This window comes from Stenotrophomonas sp. VV52 (assembly GCF_002893095.1).
In the GTDB taxonomy this organism is placed as follows: domain Bacteria; phylum Pseudomonadota; class Gammaproteobacteria; order Xanthomonadales; family Xanthomonadaceae; genus Stenotrophomonas; species Stenotrophomonas aracearum.
The window spans coordinates 392,349-408,087 of sequence record NZ_PKQQ01000003.1 but is presented as its reverse complement, the minus strand read 5'-3'; the positions used below and the strand labels follow the sequence as shown (position 1 = coordinate 408,087).

General features: G+C 68.4%; 19 protein-coding genes. 16 read left to right on the top strand and 3 right to left on the bottom strand.

The annotated features are described in order from the left end of the window. Window positions 1–119 precede the first annotated feature (119 nt). The 7 genes from C2U58_RS10475 (at window position 120) to truD (ending at window position 6,328) form a co-directional block, all read left to right on the top strand. Complete coding sequence (locus C2U58_RS10475; protein ID WP_102945792.1) at window positions 120–362, top strand: hypothetical protein; 243 nt, start codon at window positions 120–122, stop codon at window positions 360–362. A gap of 336 nt (window positions 363–698) precedes the next feature. Next, entirely contained in the window at window positions 699–2,348 is a 1,650-nt protein-coding gene (locus C2U58_RS10465; protein ID WP_102945790.1) for a CTP synthase, read from the top strand. 70 nt (window positions 2,349–2,418) lie between these two features. Further along, a complete protein-coding gene (eno, locus tag C2U58_RS10460; protein ID WP_102945789.1) occupies window positions 2,419–3,705 on the top strand; it encodes a phosphopyruvate hydratase in 1,287 nt (428 codons plus the stop codon). Between the two features lie 5 nt (window positions 3,706–3,710). Beyond that, window positions 3,711–4,061, top strand: coding sequence for a cell division protein FtsB (ftsB, locus tag C2U58_RS10455; protein ID WP_070207266.1), 351 nt, complete (start codon window positions 3,711–3,713; stop codon window positions 4,059–4,061). Next, window positions 4,058–4,756 (top strand): 2-C-methyl-D-erythritol 4-phosphate cytidylyltransferase, encoded by a 699-nt coding sequence (gene ispD / locus C2U58_RS10450; protein WP_102945788.1) that lies wholly within the window; start codon window positions 4,058–4,060, stop codon window positions 4,754–4,756. The genes ftsB and ispD overlap by 4 nt, the downstream gene beginning before the upstream one ends. A gap of 37 nt (window positions 4,757–4,793) precedes the next feature. Beyond that, window positions 4,794–5,288, top strand: a complete 495-nt coding sequence (gene ispF / locus C2U58_RS10445) for a 2-C-methyl-D-erythritol 2,4-cyclodiphosphate synthase (RefSeq protein ID WP_070207267.1) — start codon at window positions 4,794–4,796, stop codon at window positions 5,286–5,288. Further along, window positions 5,285–6,328 carry a tRNA pseudouridine(13) synthase TruD gene (gene truD / locus C2U58_RS10440; protein WP_102945787.1) on the top strand — a complete coding sequence of 348 codons (1,044 nt, stop codon included), beginning with the start codon at window positions 5,285–5,287 and terminating at the stop codon, window positions 6,326–6,328. Before ispF ends, truD begins: the two co-directional genes overlap by 4 nt. Window positions 6,329–6,365: 37 nt before the next feature. Here the strand turns inward: truD and C2U58_RS10435 are convergent, their stop codons facing one another. Then, a complete protein-coding gene (locus tag C2U58_RS10435) occupies window positions 6,366–6,905 on the bottom strand; it encodes a Smr/MutS family protein (RefSeq protein ID WP_102945786.1) in 540 nt (179 codons plus the stop codon). Between the two features lie 187 nt (window positions 6,906–7,092). Between C2U58_RS10435 and surE the strand changes: the two genes are divergently transcribed. Genes surE through C2U58_RS10415 form a run of 4 tightly spaced genes read left to right on the top strand, consistent with a single transcriptional unit; the run spans window position 7,093 to window position 9,953 of the window. Further along, a complete protein-coding gene (gene surE / locus C2U58_RS10430) occupies window positions 7,093–7,872 on the top strand; it encodes a 5'/3'-nucleotidase SurE (protein WP_070207270.1) in 780 nt (259 codons plus the stop codon). Then, window positions 7,869–8,546, top strand: a complete 678-nt coding sequence (locus tag C2U58_RS10425; RefSeq protein WP_102945785.1) for a protein-L-isoaspartate(D-aspartate) O-methyltransferase — start codon at window positions 7,869–7,871, stop codon at window positions 8,544–8,546. The genes surE and C2U58_RS10425 overlap by 4 nt, the downstream gene beginning before the upstream one ends. Before the next feature lie 19 nt (window positions 8,547–8,565). Next, a complete protein-coding gene (locus tag C2U58_RS10420; protein ID WP_102945784.1) occupies window positions 8,566–9,180 on the top strand; it encodes a YqaA family protein in 615 nt (204 codons plus the stop codon). Beyond that, window positions 9,177–9,953, top strand: coding sequence for a peptidoglycan DD-metalloendopeptidase family protein (locus C2U58_RS10415; protein ID WP_102945783.1), 777 nt, complete (start codon window positions 9,177–9,179; stop codon window positions 9,951–9,953). Before C2U58_RS10420 ends, C2U58_RS10415 begins: the two co-directional genes overlap by 4 nt. A 97-nt stretch (window positions 9,954–10,050) precedes the next feature. On the opposite strand, the gene C2U58_RS10410 is transcribed toward C2U58_RS10415, so the two are convergent. Together C2U58_RS10410 and yhbY are read right to left on the bottom strand one after the other, a co-directional pair. After that, complete coding sequence (locus tag C2U58_RS10410) at window positions 10,051–10,446, bottom strand: Mth938-like domain-containing protein (protein ID WP_102945782.1); 396 nt, start codon at window positions 10,444–10,446, stop codon at window positions 10,051–10,053. Between the two features lie 7 nt (window positions 10,447–10,453). After that, a complete protein-coding gene (gene yhbY / locus C2U58_RS10405) occupies window positions 10,454–10,759 on the bottom strand; it encodes a ribosome assembly RNA-binding protein YhbY (protein WP_102945781.1) in 306 nt (101 codons plus the stop codon). Window positions 10,760–10,824: 65 nt separating this feature from the next. Here yhbY and rlmE point away from each other — a divergent pair, with 65 nt between their 5' ends. The 5 genes from rlmE to miaA all read left to right on the top strand — a co-directional run bounded on the left by rlmE (window position 10,825) and on the right by miaA (window position 15,644). Further along, the gene (gene rlmE, locus C2U58_RS10400; protein ID WP_102945780.1) at window positions 10,825–11,457 is read left to right on the top strand and encodes a 23S rRNA (uridine(2552)-2'-O)-methyltransferase RlmE; all 633 of its coding nucleotides are present in this window, start codon (window positions 10,825–10,827) and stop codon (window positions 11,455–11,457) included. A gap of 53 nt (window positions 11,458–11,510) precedes the next feature. Continuing rightward, the gene (gene ftsH / locus C2U58_RS10395; RefSeq protein WP_172448122.1) at window positions 11,511–13,451 is read left to right on the top strand and encodes an ATP-dependent zinc metalloprotease FtsH; all 1,941 of its coding nucleotides are present in this window, start codon (window positions 11,511–11,513) and stop codon (window positions 13,449–13,451) included. 110 nt (window positions 13,452–13,561) lie between these two features. Then, window positions 13,562–13,741: a hypothetical protein gene (locus C2U58_RS10390; RefSeq protein WP_070207278.1), complete on the top strand. Its 180-nt coding sequence runs from the start codon at window positions 13,562–13,564 to the stop codon at window positions 13,739–13,741. A 50-nt stretch (window positions 13,742–13,791) separates the two neighbouring features. Beyond that, entirely contained in the window at window positions 13,792–14,691 is a 900-nt protein-coding gene (gene folP, locus C2U58_RS10385; protein ID WP_102945778.1) for a dihydropteroate synthase, read from the top strand. Next, window positions 14,691–15,644 carry a tRNA (adenosine(37)-N6)-dimethylallyltransferase MiaA gene (miaA, locus tag C2U58_RS10380; protein WP_102945777.1) on the top strand — a complete coding sequence of 318 codons (954 nt, stop codon included), beginning with the start codon at window positions 14,691–14,693 and terminating at the stop codon, window positions 15,642–15,644. The genes folP and miaA overlap by 1 nt, the downstream gene beginning before the upstream one ends. Window positions 15,645–15,739 lie beyond the last annotated feature (95 nt).

The window sequence follows — 15,739 nt, the reverse complement described above, 5'->3', positions numbered from 1 at the left end:
GCGACGGCGAAGTTTGCGGTCTGGGCGGCTTTTTTGCACGCCACACGTTCAGGGGGCGGCCGAACACCCCGCGATAGAATGGCCACGTACCACCCCAGCCATAGCGAGGAGACCTCCCCATGAAGAAGTTCCTGACCATCGTCGCCATTGCCGCCGCCGTCGTGGCCGTGCCGCTGGCCATGGCCCAGAACGCCGGACAGGGCCAGTCCACCGCGCAGCAGGGCGACCAGGCCGAGGCCAAGGCCCAGTCCGAAGCCGACGCCAAGGCCAAGCGCCGTGCCGCTGCCACCGCCGAAATGAAGGCCAAGGGCCAGCAGGCGCCGCAGCAGGAAGAGGAAGAAGAGGCCAAGAAGAAGCGCTGAACCCGCTTCCTGGCCCCCCAGACGCCCCGGCTTGCCGGGGCGTCTTCGTTCCAGCCCCCTTGGGCTTGGGCGCTTCACTCTGTAAACTATCGCTTTCCGGGAGCAGTACGTGTCATCCATCAGCGAATGGACGGGTCCGGTCGTGCGCGACCGCCCGCAGGGCAGGCAACAGGTGACGGTCCCCTTGGCGACCGGCACGGCCCTCCCGACCTCGCAGGATGCTCCGGCGCGTGACCTCTCCGCCGCCGCCCCGATCCACCCCGATTCCCTCTTCACGTCGTCCGCCGCCTTGCGCGCCGGCGTCGTTTCCCCCTTCCTGACAGGACACCTCCAGCCATGACTCCCTTGATCTTCGTAACCGGCGGCGTGGTTTCCTCGCTTGGCAAAGGCATCGCCGCCGCCTCGCTGGCGTCCATCCTCGAAGCCCGTGGCCTGAAGGTCACGATGATGAAACTCGACCCGTACATCAACGTCGACCCCGGCACCATGAGCCCGTTCCAGCACGGCGAGGTCTACGTGACCGACGACGGCGCCGAAACCGACCTCGACCTGGGCCACTACGAGCGGTTCGTGCGCACCCGCCTGAGCCGCAAAAACTCGGTCACCACCGGCCGCATCTACGAAAACGTGATCCGCAAGGAGCGCCGCGGCGACTACCTGGGCGCCACCGTGCAGGTCATTCCGCACATCACCGACGAAATCCGCCGCTGCATGGACGAGGCCACCGAAGGCTTCGACGTCGCGCTGGTCGAGATCGGCGGCACCGTCGGCGACATCGAATCGCTGCCGTTCCTCGAAGCGATCCGCCAGGTGCGTACCGAACGCGGCCCGGAAAAGGCGCTGTTCATGCACCTCACCCTGGTTCCGTACATCGCCGCCGCCGGCGAGCTGAAGACCAAGCCGACCCAGCACTCGGTGAAGGAGCTGCGCTCGATCGGCATCCAGCCGGACGTGCTGCTGTGCCGCTCCGAACAGCCGGTGCCGGAGTCCGAGCGCCGCAAGATCGCGCAGTTCACCAACGTCTCCGAACGCGCCGTGATCAGCGTGCCCGACGTCGACGTGCTGTACCGCATCCCGATGGGCCTGCACGAGCAGGGTCTGGATGAGATCGTCATCAACCAGCTCAAGCTCGGCGACAAGGCCGGCCCGGCCGACCTGCACGAGTGGGAAGCGGCGGTCGACGCCACCCTGCACCCGCTGGACGAGGTCACCATCGCCGTGGTCGGCAAGTACGTCGACCACCAGGACGCCTACAAGTCGGTCGGCGAAGCGCTCAAGCACGGTGGCCTGCGCCAGCGCACCAAGGTCAACCTGAAGTGGCTGGAAGCGCAGGACCTGGAAGGCACCGACATGGCCGCGTTGCAGGACGTGGACGGCATCCTGGTGCCGGGCGGTTTCGGCGACCGGGGCTTCGAAGGCAAGGTGCTGACCTCGAAGTTCGCCCGTGAGGAAAAGATGCCGTACTTCGGCATCTGCTACGGCATGCAGGCCGCCGTGGTCGACTTCGCCCGGAATGTGGTGGGCCTGGAAGGCGCCAACAGCACCGAGAACGACCGCCAGTCGCCGAACCCGGTGATCGGCCTGATCACCGAATGGCGCACCGCCACCGGCGATGTCGAGAAGCGCGACGACAAGAGCGACCTCGGCGGCACCATGCGCCTGGGCCTGCAGGAGCAGCGCCTCAAGCCGGGCACGCTGGCCCGCGAGCTGTACGGCAAGGACGTGGTCGCCGAGCGCCACCGCCACCGCTACGAGTTCAACAACCGCTACCGCACCCAGCTGGAAGATGCCGGCCTGGTGATCGCCGGCAAGTCGATGGACGACACCCTGGTCGAAGTGGTCGAGCTGCCGCGCGACCAGCACCCGTGGTTCCTGGCCTGCCAGGCGCACCCGGAATTCCTGTCCACCCCGCGCGACGGCCACCCGCTGTTCATCGGCTTCATCAGCGCGGCACGCCAGCGAAAAGCGCAGCGAACTGCTGCATAATCACGACGCTTGTTTCACGCGCCGCCGGAAGGGCGGCGCGTTTCCCTTACCGACTGGAAATTGGCCCGCCATGACCGCGATCCGCAGCATCCACGCCCGTGAAATCCTCGACAGCCGTGGCAATCCCACGCTGGAAGCCGAAGTCACCCTGGAGGACGGTTCGTTCGGCCGCGCCGCCGTACCGTCGGGTGCGTCCACCGGTACCAAGGAAGCGGTCGAGCTGCGTGATGGCGACAAGACCCGCTACCTGGGCAAGGGCGTGCGCAACGCGGTCAACAACGTCAACACCACCATCGCGTCCGCGCTGAAGGGCTTCGACGCCGCCGACCAGGAAGGCCTGGATCGCCGCCTGATCGACCTGGACGGCACCGAGAACAAGGGCCGCCTCGGCGCCAACGCGCTGCTCGGTGTTTCGATGGCCAACGCCCATGCCGTGGCCGCCTCGAACAAGCAGGCGCTGTGGCAGTACCTGGCCCACGGCCGCGACGTGACCCTGCCGGTGCCGATGATGAACATCATCAACGGCGGCGCGCATGCCGACAACAACGTCGACTTCCAGGAGTTCATGGTGCTGCCGGTCGGCTTCACCTCGTTCTCCGAAGCCCTGCGCGCCGGTACCGAAATCTTCCATTCGCTCAAGTCGGTGCTCAAGGGCCACGGCCTGAGCACGGCGGTGGGCGACGAGGGCGGCTTCGCCCCGGACTTCCGCAGCAACGTCGAAGCGCTGGACACCATCCTCGAAGCGATCGGCAAGGCCGGCTACACCGCCGGTGAGGACGTGCTGCTGGGCCTGGACGTGGCCTCCAGCGAGTTCTACGAGAATGGCAAGTACAACCTGGTCGGCGAGAACAAGCGCCTGACCTCCGAGCAGTTCGTCGACTTCCTGGCCGACTGGGCCGCGCAGTACCCGATCATCACCATCGAAGACGGCCTCGCCGAAAACGACTGGGCCGGCTGGAAGCTGCTCACCGACCGGATCGGCAAGCAGGTGCAGCTGGTCGGCGACGACCTGTTCGTGACCAACCCGAAGATCTTCAAGGAAGGCATCGAGTCCGGCACCGCCAACGCGATCCTGATCAAGGTCAACCAGATCGGCACGCTGACCGAGACCCTGGAAGCGATCGCGATGGCGCACAACGCCAACTACGCGGCCGTGGTCTCGCACCGTTCGGGCGAAACCGAAGACACCACCATCGCCGACATCGCCGTGGCCACCACCGCCACCCAGATCAAGACCGGCTCGCTGTGCCGCAGCGATCGCGTGGCCAAGTACAACCAGCTGCTGCGCATCGAGGAAGCCCTGGGTGCCGGCGCGCGTTACGCCGGGCGTGACGCGTTCGTTTCGCTGAAGCGCTGACCCGCATGCGCAACTGGCGCTGGCTGCTGCTGGTGCTCGCGGTACTGCTGGCATGGCTGCAGTACCGCTTCTGGTTCGGCCCGGGCAATTCGGGAGAAGTGATGACGCTCGAAGCCCAGGTCGAAGCCCAGAAGCGCGACAACGAAGGCCTGCAGCAGCGCAATGACGCGTTGGCGGCCGAGGTCAAGGACCTCAAGGAAGGCGAGGCCGCCATCGAGGAACGCGCGCGCAGCGAGCTGGGGATGATCAAGCCCGGCGAGAAGTTCTATCGCGTGGTCGAAAACGCCCCGGTGGCGGCGCCGCGCGCGCCGACCCAGGTGGCCGACCCGAACGCGCCGCACCAGGAAGTGCCCTGATGGGCAGCGTCTGGGCCGTGGTCCCGGCCGCTGGCCGTGGCACCCGTTTCGGTGGACCGGTGCCCAAGCAATACCTGGTCGCCGGCGACCGGGTGCTGCTCGCCCACACCCTGGAAGCGCTGCTCTCGCACCCGGTCGTGGCCGGGGTGATGGTGGTGATCGCCGAGCATGACGCCGACTGGCCGGGCTGGCAGTCGCTGGCCGACAAGCCGATCCTGACCTGCACCGGCGGTGCGACCCGCGCCGAATCGGTGCTGGCCGGTTTGCACGCGCTGCCCGACAGCGTGCGCGCCGACGATTTCGTGCTGGTCCACGACGCCGCGCGGCCGAACCTGGCCGCAGCCGACCTGGGCCGCCTGCTGGAAGTGGGGCGCAACGACCCGGTCGGGGCGATCCTGGCCGCGCCGGTGCGCGACACCCTCAAGCGTGCCGGCGACGACGGCGGCATCGACGGCACCGAGCCGCGCGCGCGCCTGTGGCGTGCGCTGACCCCGCAGCTGTTCCGCCGCCACCAGCTGGCCCGCGCGCTGCAGGACGCGGCCGGCGCTGGCGTCGAAGTGACCGACGAGGCCATGGCGATGGAGCGGCAGGGGCTGCGTCCGTTACTGGTCGAGGGCAACGAAGACAACTTCAAGGTCACCACCCCGGCCGATCTGTCACGTTTCGAATTCGAGCTGTGGCGCCGCGGGGCCTGAGTCCGCCGCGCGTCGCCCATTACTGCAGGTTTTTGCCATGAACACCCCGTTTCCACCCGTCCGCATCGGCCAGGGTTATGACGTCCACGCCTTCGGCGAGGGCGACCACATCATGCTCGGCGGCATCCGCGTCGACCACAGCTGCGGCGTGCTCGCCCACAGCGACGGCGACGTGATCCTGCACGCGCTGTGCGATGCCATGCTCGGCGCGCTGTCGCTGGGCGACATCGGCCAGCACTTCCCGCCCTCGGACATGCGCTGGAAGGACGCCGACAGCAGCCGCTTCCTGGAACACTGCAACAGCCTGCTGCGCGAGCGCGGCTGGCAGGTCGGCAACACCGACATCACGGTGATCTGCGAACGCCCCAAGGTCGGCCCGCACGCGCTGGCGATGCGCGAGCGCATTGCCGGCGTGCTCGGGATCGCCCTGGATGCGGTCAGCGTCAAGGCCACTACCTCGGAGAAGCTCGGCTTCACCGGGCGCGGCGAAGGCATCGCCGCGCAGGCCGTCGTGCTGCTGGTGGCGCTGTGATTCCGCTGCCGCTGGCGTTCGGCGCGCCGCTGCTGCGCGCCGACATCCGCACCGCGCCGGAGGATTTCCAGGTCGACGAGCTGCCCGCGTTCGAGCCGAGCGGGGAGGGCGAGCACCTGCTGCTGACCATCCGCAAGCGCGGCGCCAACACCGTGCACGTGGCCAAGCTGCTGGCCAAGTGGGCCGGCTTGCCGGAGATGGGGGTCAGCTTTGCCGGTATGAAGGACCGCCATGCGGTCACCACCCAGCGCTTCAGCGTGCACCTGCCCAAGCGCGTCGCGCCGGACATAGCAGCGCTGGCCTCCGACGAAGTGGAGGTGCTCGAGTCGACCTGGCACAACCGCAAGCTGCAGCGCGGTGCGCTGGCCGGCAACCGGTTCCGGCTGGTGCTGCGCAACGTGCAGGGCGATGCGAAGGCGATCGACGAACGCCTGTCGCTGATCGCCGCGCGCGGGTTGCCGAACTGGTTTGGCGAACAGCGCTTCGGTCGCGACGGCGGCAACGTGGCGGCCGCGCTGGCGATGTTCGGCGGCCGCCGGATGCGCCCCGACCAGCGCTCGCTGCTGCTCTCGGCCGCCCGTTCGGCGCTGTTCAACCAGGTGTTGGCCGAACGCGTGGCGCAGGGCAACTGGGACGCGCCGCTGGACGGCGAAGTGTGGATGCTGGACGGCAGCCGCAGCGTGTTCGGGCCCGAACCGTGGACCGACCTGCTGGCCGACCGCCTGGGCCGGTTCGACATCCATCCGAGCGGCCCATTGTGGGGCGAGGGTGAGCTGCGCAGCAGCGGCGACGCCGCCGCGCTGGAGCTGGCGGCGATCAGCGACGAGCAGTCGTTGCAGCTGCGCGCGGGGCTGGAAGGTGCACGGTTGAAGCAGGAGCGGCGCGCGCTGCGGCTGCGACCGGCGAACCTGCAGCATCGTTGGCTGGAAGCGGACGTACTGGAGCTGACGTTTGCGCTGCCGCCGGGGTGTTATGCGACGGCGGTGCTGCATGAGCTGGGCCCGGTGAATGACGTTGCCGGGGTGTCGGCCTCGGAGTGACGGCGCAGCCACGCCCTGCGTGGCTGCACCGCCCGATCTACCTGTTCGCCAACAACACCAACACCGCGCCGGTCCCGCCTTGCCCCGCCGGCGCCGAATGGAACGCCAGCACGTCGTTGCGCTGGCGCAGCAACCGGTCCACCAGGTTCTTCAACACCGGCGCGCCGCCGTCCGACTGCAACCCCTTGCCGTGGATGATCCGCACGCAGCCATGCTCGTGCGCGTGCGCCTCGAGCAGGAACTGGCGCAGCAGGGTCTCGGCCTGGGCCACGGTGGCGCCGTGCAGGTCCAGCTCGTCCTGCACGGAATACTGGCCACGCTTGAGCCGCTGGAACATCCGTGCCGGCAGGTTGTCGCGCCGGTAGCTGGCGGTGTCGCCGGCCTCCAGCGGGCTGCTGTCGCGCAGCAGCCGGGCGAACTCCCCGCGTGCCGCATCTTCGTCCTGTTCGGCCATCCGTGCGCGCGGCTTCGGCCGCGGCGTGGCCGGCGGCGCGGCGACCGGTTTACGCAGCGGCGTGACCTCGCCGATGGCCGCGCGGAACAGCGCCGCCGGATCTTCGTCTTCAGGATGTGACATGCGTACAGCCTAATGCCCCGGATCGGCCCTGCCTACCTCCCGGCGGGGTAGGCCGATCTGCCCGCTTGCGGCACAATAGCTGACGCACTTGCGCGGTCGGTGATCCCGGAACGGGTGAAGGCCGGCCCCGCCAACGCTGGAAAGTGATGGAAATGAAGTCTTGAACAATCAAGCGGTTAAAACCCCGATGCGGATCCTGGTCAGCAACGACGACGGTGTCGACGCGCCGGGCATCAGGATGCTCGCCACGGTCCTGCGCGAGGCCGGCCACGACGTGATGGTGGTCGCCCCCGACCGCGACCGGTCCGGCGCCAGCAACTCGCTGACCCTGGACCTGCCGGTGCGGGTCAAGCGGATCGACCACTACACCTGCTCGGTGGCCGGCACCCCGACCGACTGCGTGCACCTGGCCCTGACCGGCATGCTCGAGTACGACCCGGACATCGTCGTCTCCGGCATCAACAACGCGGCCAACCTGGGCGATGACGTCATCTATTCCGGCACCGTCTCGGCGGCGATGGAAGGGCGTTTCCTCGGCCTGCCGGCGGTGGCGATGTCGCTGGTCTCGCACAACCACGACCCGCGCAACTTCGAAACCGCCGCGCGCGCGGCGGTCGAGATCGTGACCCGGCTCAAGGCCGACCCGCTGCCGGCCGACACCATCCTCAACGTCAACGTGCCCGACCTGCCGTGGGCGGAGGTGCGAGGCTTCGAAGTCACCCGGCTGGGCAACCGCCACCGCGCCGAAGGCTGCATCGCCCAGCGCGACCCGCGCGGCAATGAAGTGTTCTGGATCGGCCCGGCCGGTCGCGAACAGGACTCCGGCCCCGGCACCGACTTCCATGCGGTGCGCAACGGCTACATCTCGATCACCCCGATCCAGGTCGACCTGACCCGCTACCAGGCGCTGGAAAAGGTCGCCAGCTGGGTCGGCGGCCTGACCGCCGCGCTGGACCGCCCGGCATGAGCCAGCGCCTGCGCCTGCAACCCGAAGCGGTCGGGATCGGCATGACCTCGCAGCGCGTGCGCGACCGACTGGTCGAACGCCTGCGCGAAAGCGGCATCGTCGACGAAGCCACCCTCAATGCGATCCGGGTGGTACCGCGCCACCTGTTCATCGACGAGGCGCTGGCCTCGCGCGCCTACGAAGACACCGCATTGCCGATCGGCCACGGGCAGACCATCTCGCAGCCGTGGGTGGTGGCGCGGATGACCGAAGCCGTACTGCAGTCGGCCCCCAAGCGCGTGCTCGAGGTGGGCACCGGTTCGGGTTACCAGGCGGCCGTACTCGGCGCGCTGGGCCTGGAGGTCTACACCGTCGAGCGCATCGGCGACCTGCTGCGCCAGGCGCGCAAGCGCTTCCGCGCGCTGGGCATGAACATCCGCAGCAAGCATGACGACGGCCGCGTCGGCTGGGCCGAGCACGGTCCGTTCGATGCCATCGTGGTCACCGCCGCGGCGTCGGCGCTGGTGGACGCATTGGTCGAGCAGCTGGCCGTGGGCGGGCGCCTGGTGGCGCCGGTGGGCGGGCCGGGCGCGCAGTCGCTGATCCAGCTCACCCGCCGCGAAGACGGCAGTGTCGAACAGCAGGTACTGGCGCCGGTCACGTTCGTGCCGCTGCTGTCTGGCATGCTGGACTGATTCCAAGGAGCGTTGCGTCATGAAGATTTTCGGTCCGCTGTACGAGCGGGCAATGAAGTGGGCCGCGCACGAGCGCGCCCCGACCTACCTGACGGTACTGAGCTTCATCGAGGCGATCATCTTCCCGGTGATGCCCGAAGTGATGCTGGCACCGATGTGCGTGGCACAGCCCAAGCGCGGCTGGTGGTTCGCCACGCTCAGCCTGGCCGGCTCGATGGTCGGTGCGCTGGTCGGCTACGCGCTGGGCCACTACGCCTTTGAAGCGGTCAAGCCGTTGTTCGCGGCGATGGGCATGCTGACCAGCATCGAAGGCGGCATCGCCATCGTGCAGGCCAAGATGACCGAGTCGCCGTGGGCGGTGTTCACTTTCCTGGTGCTGGGCGGCTTCATGCCGATCCCGATGAAGGTCTTCACCTGGGCATCGGGTATCGTCGGCGTGCCGCTGCCGCAGTATTTCCTGAGCATGCTGATCGGTCGCGGCAAGCGCGTGTACGTGCTGGCTGCGGTGATCCGCATCGGCGGCGCGCGTGCCGAAGCCGCGCTGCGGCGCTGGATTGAACCGCTGGGCTGGATCGCCACCGTACTGGTGGTCGGTCTGGTGGCCTGGCTTGTATGGAGGTCGAAGTTCGCATGAGTGCTGATCGTTTGAACGGAAGCGCGCGCCTGGCCGCGCTGCTGCTGGTGGTGTCCACGCTGAGCGCCTGCGGCACCGCCACCGTGGTCAAGCCCTCCGGTGGCCGCACCGCGCACAGCACCCCCCAGACCTCGGTGGCCAAGCCCGGCCAGACCGCCGTGGTGCGCCGGGGCGACACGCTGTACGCGCTGGCACGCATCCACAACATCACCCCGCGCGACCTGGCCGCCTGGAACGGGCTGGCCGAGCCGTACACCATCTACCCGGGCCAGAGCCTGCGCCTGTACCCGGGCGGCAGCCCCGGCCGCGCGCCGACCACCGTGGTCACCGCGCCGCGCCCGGGCAATGCCAGCACCCCGGCGCCGGCACCCACGCCGTCGCCGACCACCGCGATCAAGAGCAACATCGGCTGGCGCTGGCCGGCCGATGGCGCGCTGGTCGGCCGTTTCGTCGGTGCCGACGTCACCAAGCAGGGCGTGGACATCGCCGGCAGCAGCGGCCAGCCGGTGCGGGCGACCGCTGCCGGTGTGGTGGTGTACTCCGGTGCCGGCCTGGTCGGGTTCGGCGAGCTGATCATCGTCAAGCACAACGACCAGTGGCTGTCGGCCTACGGCCACAACCGCAAGCGCCTGGTCAACGAAGGCCAGAGCGTCAAGGCTGGCGAGCAGATCGCAGAAATGGGCCGCACCGGCACCACCCGCGACATGCTGCACTTCGAGATCCGCTACAACGGCAAGCCGGTGGACCCGCTGCTGTATCTGCCGCCGAGGTAATGGCGGTGGGCGCAGCCACGCCCTGCGTGGCTGAACCGCCGACCAGACATCAAAAAGGCTGCCATCGGCAGCCTTTTCTGAACGAAATCACCTATTTTCAGCCGGCCAGCAGGATCGCCGCGGCCACTTTCCGGCCTTCGCTGGCCAGCAGGTTGAAGGTGCGGGCAGCGGCCGCATTGGTCATCACTTCCAGGCCGATGCCACGGGTCAGGCACGCGCCCAGCACCGCCGCGGACGGGAACTGCTGGGTCGCCCCGGTTCCAAGGATCACCAGCTCCGGCTCAAGCGCCAGCACCGGCGCCAGGTCCTCCGGGACCAGCGCATTGGCACTGGCCGCCACCGGCCAGGTTTCCACCAGCGTATGCGGGGTCAGGATGAAGCTCTGGCCCAGCTCGCGGGTGCGGACCTGCTCGCGGTCCTCGATGACCACCGAACTGCTGCCGACAGCGCGGAACGCGTAGGCATAATCCGGGATTTCGTGGTGCAGTTGCATGCCGGGCTCAGCCGCGCGGCAGCACGATCTGGCGCTGTTCCTTGCTCGGGCGGTACAGCACGGCGGTATGGCCGATGCGCTGCACCAGCGCGCTTTCGGTGGCCTGGACCAGCTCGGCGATCATCGCGTCACGGGTATCGCGGTCTTCCGCGCCGACCTTGACCTTGACCAGTTCATGGCGTTCCAGCACCTCGTTCAGCTCGGCCAGGAAGGCCGGCGTGATCCCCTTGCCCCCGATCTGCAGCAGGGCTTTCAGGTCATGGGCCTGGCCGCGGAGGAAGCGGGTCTGGGAGGAGGTGAGCTGGGTAGACATTCAGGAACAAGCGGTTAACTGGGGCGATCAGGGTATCATGACCACCCCGTCCGGCCCTATTTCCAATGGCTTCCCGCAGCAAAAGCAGTCAACGCTGGTTGAAAGAGCACTTCGCCGATCCCTTCGTGAAGAAGGCCCAGGCCGAAGGCATGCGCTCGCGCGCGGCCTACAAGCTGGAGGAGCTGCTCGAGCGCGACCGGCTGCTGAAGCCGCACATGGTGGTGGTCGACCTGGGCGCCGCCCCGGGCGGCTGGTCGCAGCAGGTGCGGCGCCAGATCGGCGCCACCGGTCGGGTACTCGCGCTGGACATCCTGGAGATGCCGCCGCTGGCCGGAGTCGAGTTCCTTCACGGCGACTTCAGGGAGCAGGCCGTCCTATCGCAGTTTGAAGCCATGCTCGGGGACACCCCGGTAGACCTTGTGCTCTCGGATATGGCCCCCAATAAGAGTGGAGTGGACGCGGTCGACCAGCCGCGGATGATGCACCTGGCCGAGCTGGCGATGGAGTTTTCCGACAACCATCTCAAGCCGGGTGGCGCGTTCCTGATCAAGCTGTTCCAGGGCGTGGGCTTTGACGACTACGTGCGCGAGATGCGGCGCCGGTTCGACAAGGTCGTGATCCGCAAGCCTGAAGCCTCCCGTAAGCGCTCGCCCGAGGTGTACGCCCTGGGGCAGGGCAAACGCGCCCAGATCAAGTAAGCTCAACCATACCAATAGCGTCAGGCATTAGAGGAACACCGGAGCCAATGAGGATGAACGACTTGACCAAGAACCTCCTGCTGTGGGTGGTCGTCGCCGTGGTGCTCATGGTGGTGTTCCAGAGCTTCTCGCCGAAGACCTCCGGCGCCGGCGCCCAGGGCTCGACCTATTCGCAGTTCCTGGACCAGGTGGACAGCGGCAACGTGCAGAAGGTCACCTTCAGCGGCGACCTGCGCAGCGGCACCAACCAGCTGACCTACACCACCCGTGGCGGCCAGTCGGCCACCATCAACGCACCGCTGGATCGCGACCTGATCAACGTGCTGCGTGGCAAGAACGTGGAAATCGTCCAGGAAGAGCCCTCCAGCGGCATCTCGCTGGGCGCGATCCTGATGAATTTCCTTCCGGTGATCCTGATCATCGGCTTCTGGCTGTTCATCATGCGCCAGATGCAGGGCGGTGGCGGCGGGGCCAAGGGCGCGATGTCCTTCGGCAAGTCGCGCGCCAAGCTGCAGGGCGAGGACCAGATCAAGGTCACCTTCGCCGACGTCGCCGGTTGCGACGAAGCCAAGGAAGAAGTCGGCGAACTGGTCGACTTCCTGCGCGATCCCACCAAGTTCACCAAGCTGGGCGGCAAGATCCCGCGCGGCGTGCTGATGGTCGGCCCGCCGGGTACCGGCAAGACCCTGCTGGCCCGCGCCATCGCCGGCGAGGCCAAGGTGCCGTTCTTCTCGATCTCCGGTTCGGACTTCGTGGAAATGTTCGTCGGCGTCGGCGCCAGCCGCGTCCGCGACATGTTCGAGCAGGCCAAGAAGCAGGCCCCGTGCATCATCTTCATCGACGAAATCGACGCTGTCGGCCGCCACCGTGGCGCCGGCCTGGGCGGCGGTCATGACGAGCGCGAGCAGACCCTGAACCAGCTGCTGGTCGAGATGGACGGCTTCGAGGGAGGCGAGGGCGTGATCGTCATCGCCGCGACCAACCGTCCGGACGTGCTGGACCCGGCGCTGCTGCGCCCGGGCCGCTTCGACCGCCAGGTCGTGGTCGGGCTGGCCGACGTCAAGGGCCGCGAACAGATCCTCAAGGTGCACATGCGCAAGCTGCCGCTGGCCGACGACGTCGAGCCGATGGTCATTGCCCGTGGTACCCCCGGCTTCTCCGGCGCCGACCTGGCCAACCTGTGCAACGAAGCGGCGCTGTTCGCCGCGCGCGGCAACGAAAAGGAAGTGCGCATGGAGCACTTCGACCGTGCCCGCGACAAGATCCTGATGGGTGCCGAACGCCGTTCAATGGCCATGAGCGAGGAAGAGAAGACGCTCACCGCCTACCACGAAGCCGGCCACGCCATCGTCGGCCGCCTGGTGCCCGAGCATGACCCGGTCTACAAGGTCACCATCATCCCGCGCGGTCGCGCGCTGGGCGTGACCATGTACCTGCCGGAAGGCGACAAGTACTCGATGAACCGCGTGGCGATCGAATCGCAGCTGTGCTCGCTGTACGGCGGACGCGTCGCCGAAGAGCTGATCTTCGGCGCCGACAAGGTCACCACCGGTGCCTCCAACGACATCGAGCGCGCCACCAAGATGGCCCGCAACATGGTCACCAAGTGGGGCCTGTCCGACGAGCTCGGCCCGATCGCCTATGGCGAAGAGGACGACGAGGTGTTCCTGGGCCGTTCGGTGACCCAGCACAAGAGCGTGTCCGACGATACCGCGCGCCGCATCGACGAAGTCGTGCGCAGCATCCTGGACAAGGCCTATGCGCGCACCACCGAGCTGATGAGCGCCAACCTGGACAAGCTGCACGCGATGTCGCAGCTGCTGCTGCAGTACGAAACCATCGACGCGCCGCAGATCGACGCCATCATGGAAGGCCGCGATCCGCCGCCGCCGGCCGGCTGGGGCAAGTCCAACAAGGACGGTGGCAGCAACAACGACAAGGGCGGCGACGCCCGTCCGCTGCCGCCGATCGCCGGTCCTGCAGAGCAGATCTGACGATGAACCGATGACGCGCGAAGGCCGGGGCAACCCGGCCTTCGTCGTTTCCGGGGTGTCGTTCCGGGCGACAATGGGGCTCCTGCCTGCGCGTTGTTCCGGAGTTCGAGATGTCCACCCCACCGCCCCCGGTCTCCCACACCACCGAAATCGTGATCGCCACGGTGGTCGGCGCCGCCGTCGGCCTGATCAGCGGCAACTACTTCCTCGGCGGCGTCGCCGGCATCGTGCTCGGTATTGTGTTGAGCGTGGGCAAGACCCTGTACCTGGACCGCAAGCGCCGGCGTTGACGCCGCGCAGCGTGCGTAAACTACGTGCCTGCGCACTTCCTGGATGGCCCATGTTCGACACTTCTCCCCAGCTTGACTGCGGCGGCCGCGTGCTGCGGCTGGACCGCCCGCGCGTGATGGGCATCGTCAACGTCACCCCGGATTCCTTCTCTGACGGCGGCGCGCACGACACGGTGGAGGCGGCGGTCGCGCACGGCCTGCAGCTGGTCGCCGAAGGCGCCGACCTGCTCGACATCGGCGGCGAGTCGACCCGCCCGGGCAGCGCACCGGTCCCGCTGGAGGAAGAGCTGCGCCGCGTCGTTCCGGTGATCGAGCAGCTCGCGCGGCAGGTCACAGTGCCGATCAGCATCGACACCTTCAAGCCCGAGGTCATGCGCGCGGCGGTGGCTGCCGGTGCCGGGATGATCAACGACATCCACGCGCTGCGCCAGGACGGTGCGCCCGCGGCCGCGGCCGAACTCGGCGTGCCGGTAGTGCTGATGCACATGCAGGGCGAGCCCGGCAGCATGCAGGACACCCCGCACTACGACGACGTGGTCGCCGAGGTGCACCGCTTCCTGGCCGACCGCATCTTCTCGGCCGAAATGGCCGGCATCGCCAAGAAGAACCTGGTGATCGACCTGGGCTTCGGTTTCGGCAAGACAACCGACCACAACATGATCCTGCTGGCGCGGTCGGAACGCTTCCTCGAGCTGGGCCTCCCGATGCTGGCCGGACTGTCGCGCAAGCGCAGCATCGGCGAGCTGACCGGGCGCGACGTCCCGCGCGAACGCGTGGCCGGTTCGGTGGCCGCGCATCTGATCGCCGCCCAGCGCGGCGCGCGCATCCTGCGCGTACATGACGTGGCCGCCACCGTCGACGCGCTCAAGGTGTGGGCGGCGGTCGACGCGGTGCCGATGCCGCGCGTGGACGCTGCCCCGGCCATGCCGCGCTGGCCGGACGAGGACTGATGGGCGCCGACCAGCGCCCGCTGGCGATCGCGGTGATGGGCCCGACCGCGTCGGGCAAGACCGCCACCGCCATCGCCCTGGCCCGGCAACTGGGCGGCGAGATCGTCAGCGTCGATTCGGCGCTGGTCTACCGCGGGCTGGATATCGGCTCGGCCAAGCCCGACGCCGCCGAACGCGCGCAGGCCCCGCACCACCTGCTCGACCTGCGCGATCCCTGGCAGACCTATTCAGCGGCCGAGTTCGCCGCCGACGCCGCGCGTGCGGTGGCTGACATCGTCGCGCGGGGGCGCATGCCGATCCTGGCCGGCGGCACCGGGCTGTATTTCCGCGCGCTGCTGCAGGGGCTGTCGCCGATGCCCCCGGCCGACCCGGCGATCCGTGCGGCGATCTCCGCCGAGGCTGCCGTACTGGGCTGGCCGGCGCTGCACGCGCAGCTGGCGGCGGTCGACCCGGCCGCCGGCGCGCGCATCCACGCCACCGACCCGCAGCGCATCCAGCGGGCGCTGGAGGTGTACCGCCTGACCGGTCGCGCCATCACCGATTGGCAGAAGGCGCCCGGCGTGGACCGGCTGCCGGTGCGCTGCCTGAAGCTGGTGCTGGCCCCGCGCGAACGCAGCGTGCTGCACCAGCGGATTGAAACCCGCTTCGACCGCATGCTCGAACAGGGCTTCCTGGACGAAGTGCGCGCCCTGCGCGCGCTGCCGGCGATGGCGGCGGTGGCCGCGCCGCTGGACCTGCCGGCGGTGCGCGCGGTCGGCTACCGCCAGGCCTGGGAGTTCCTGGACGGGCAGGGCAGTGCCGCCGAACTCCGCGACCGGGGCATTTACGCCACCCGGCAGCTGGCCAAGCGCCAGCTCACCTGGCTGCGCGGCGAGCTTGATGCGCGCTGGTTCGACCCCCATATGGATCAGGCTTCCCTGACGGACGCCGTTTCGGCCTTTGTGGGCCGCTGAGCCACAGCGTCCGGTCCCGAGCCCGTGTACCATCGGAGATTCCGGTGGCGGGGGCCGTGGCAGTTGCCGGAAGACCATAAAAACAATAATGAGGA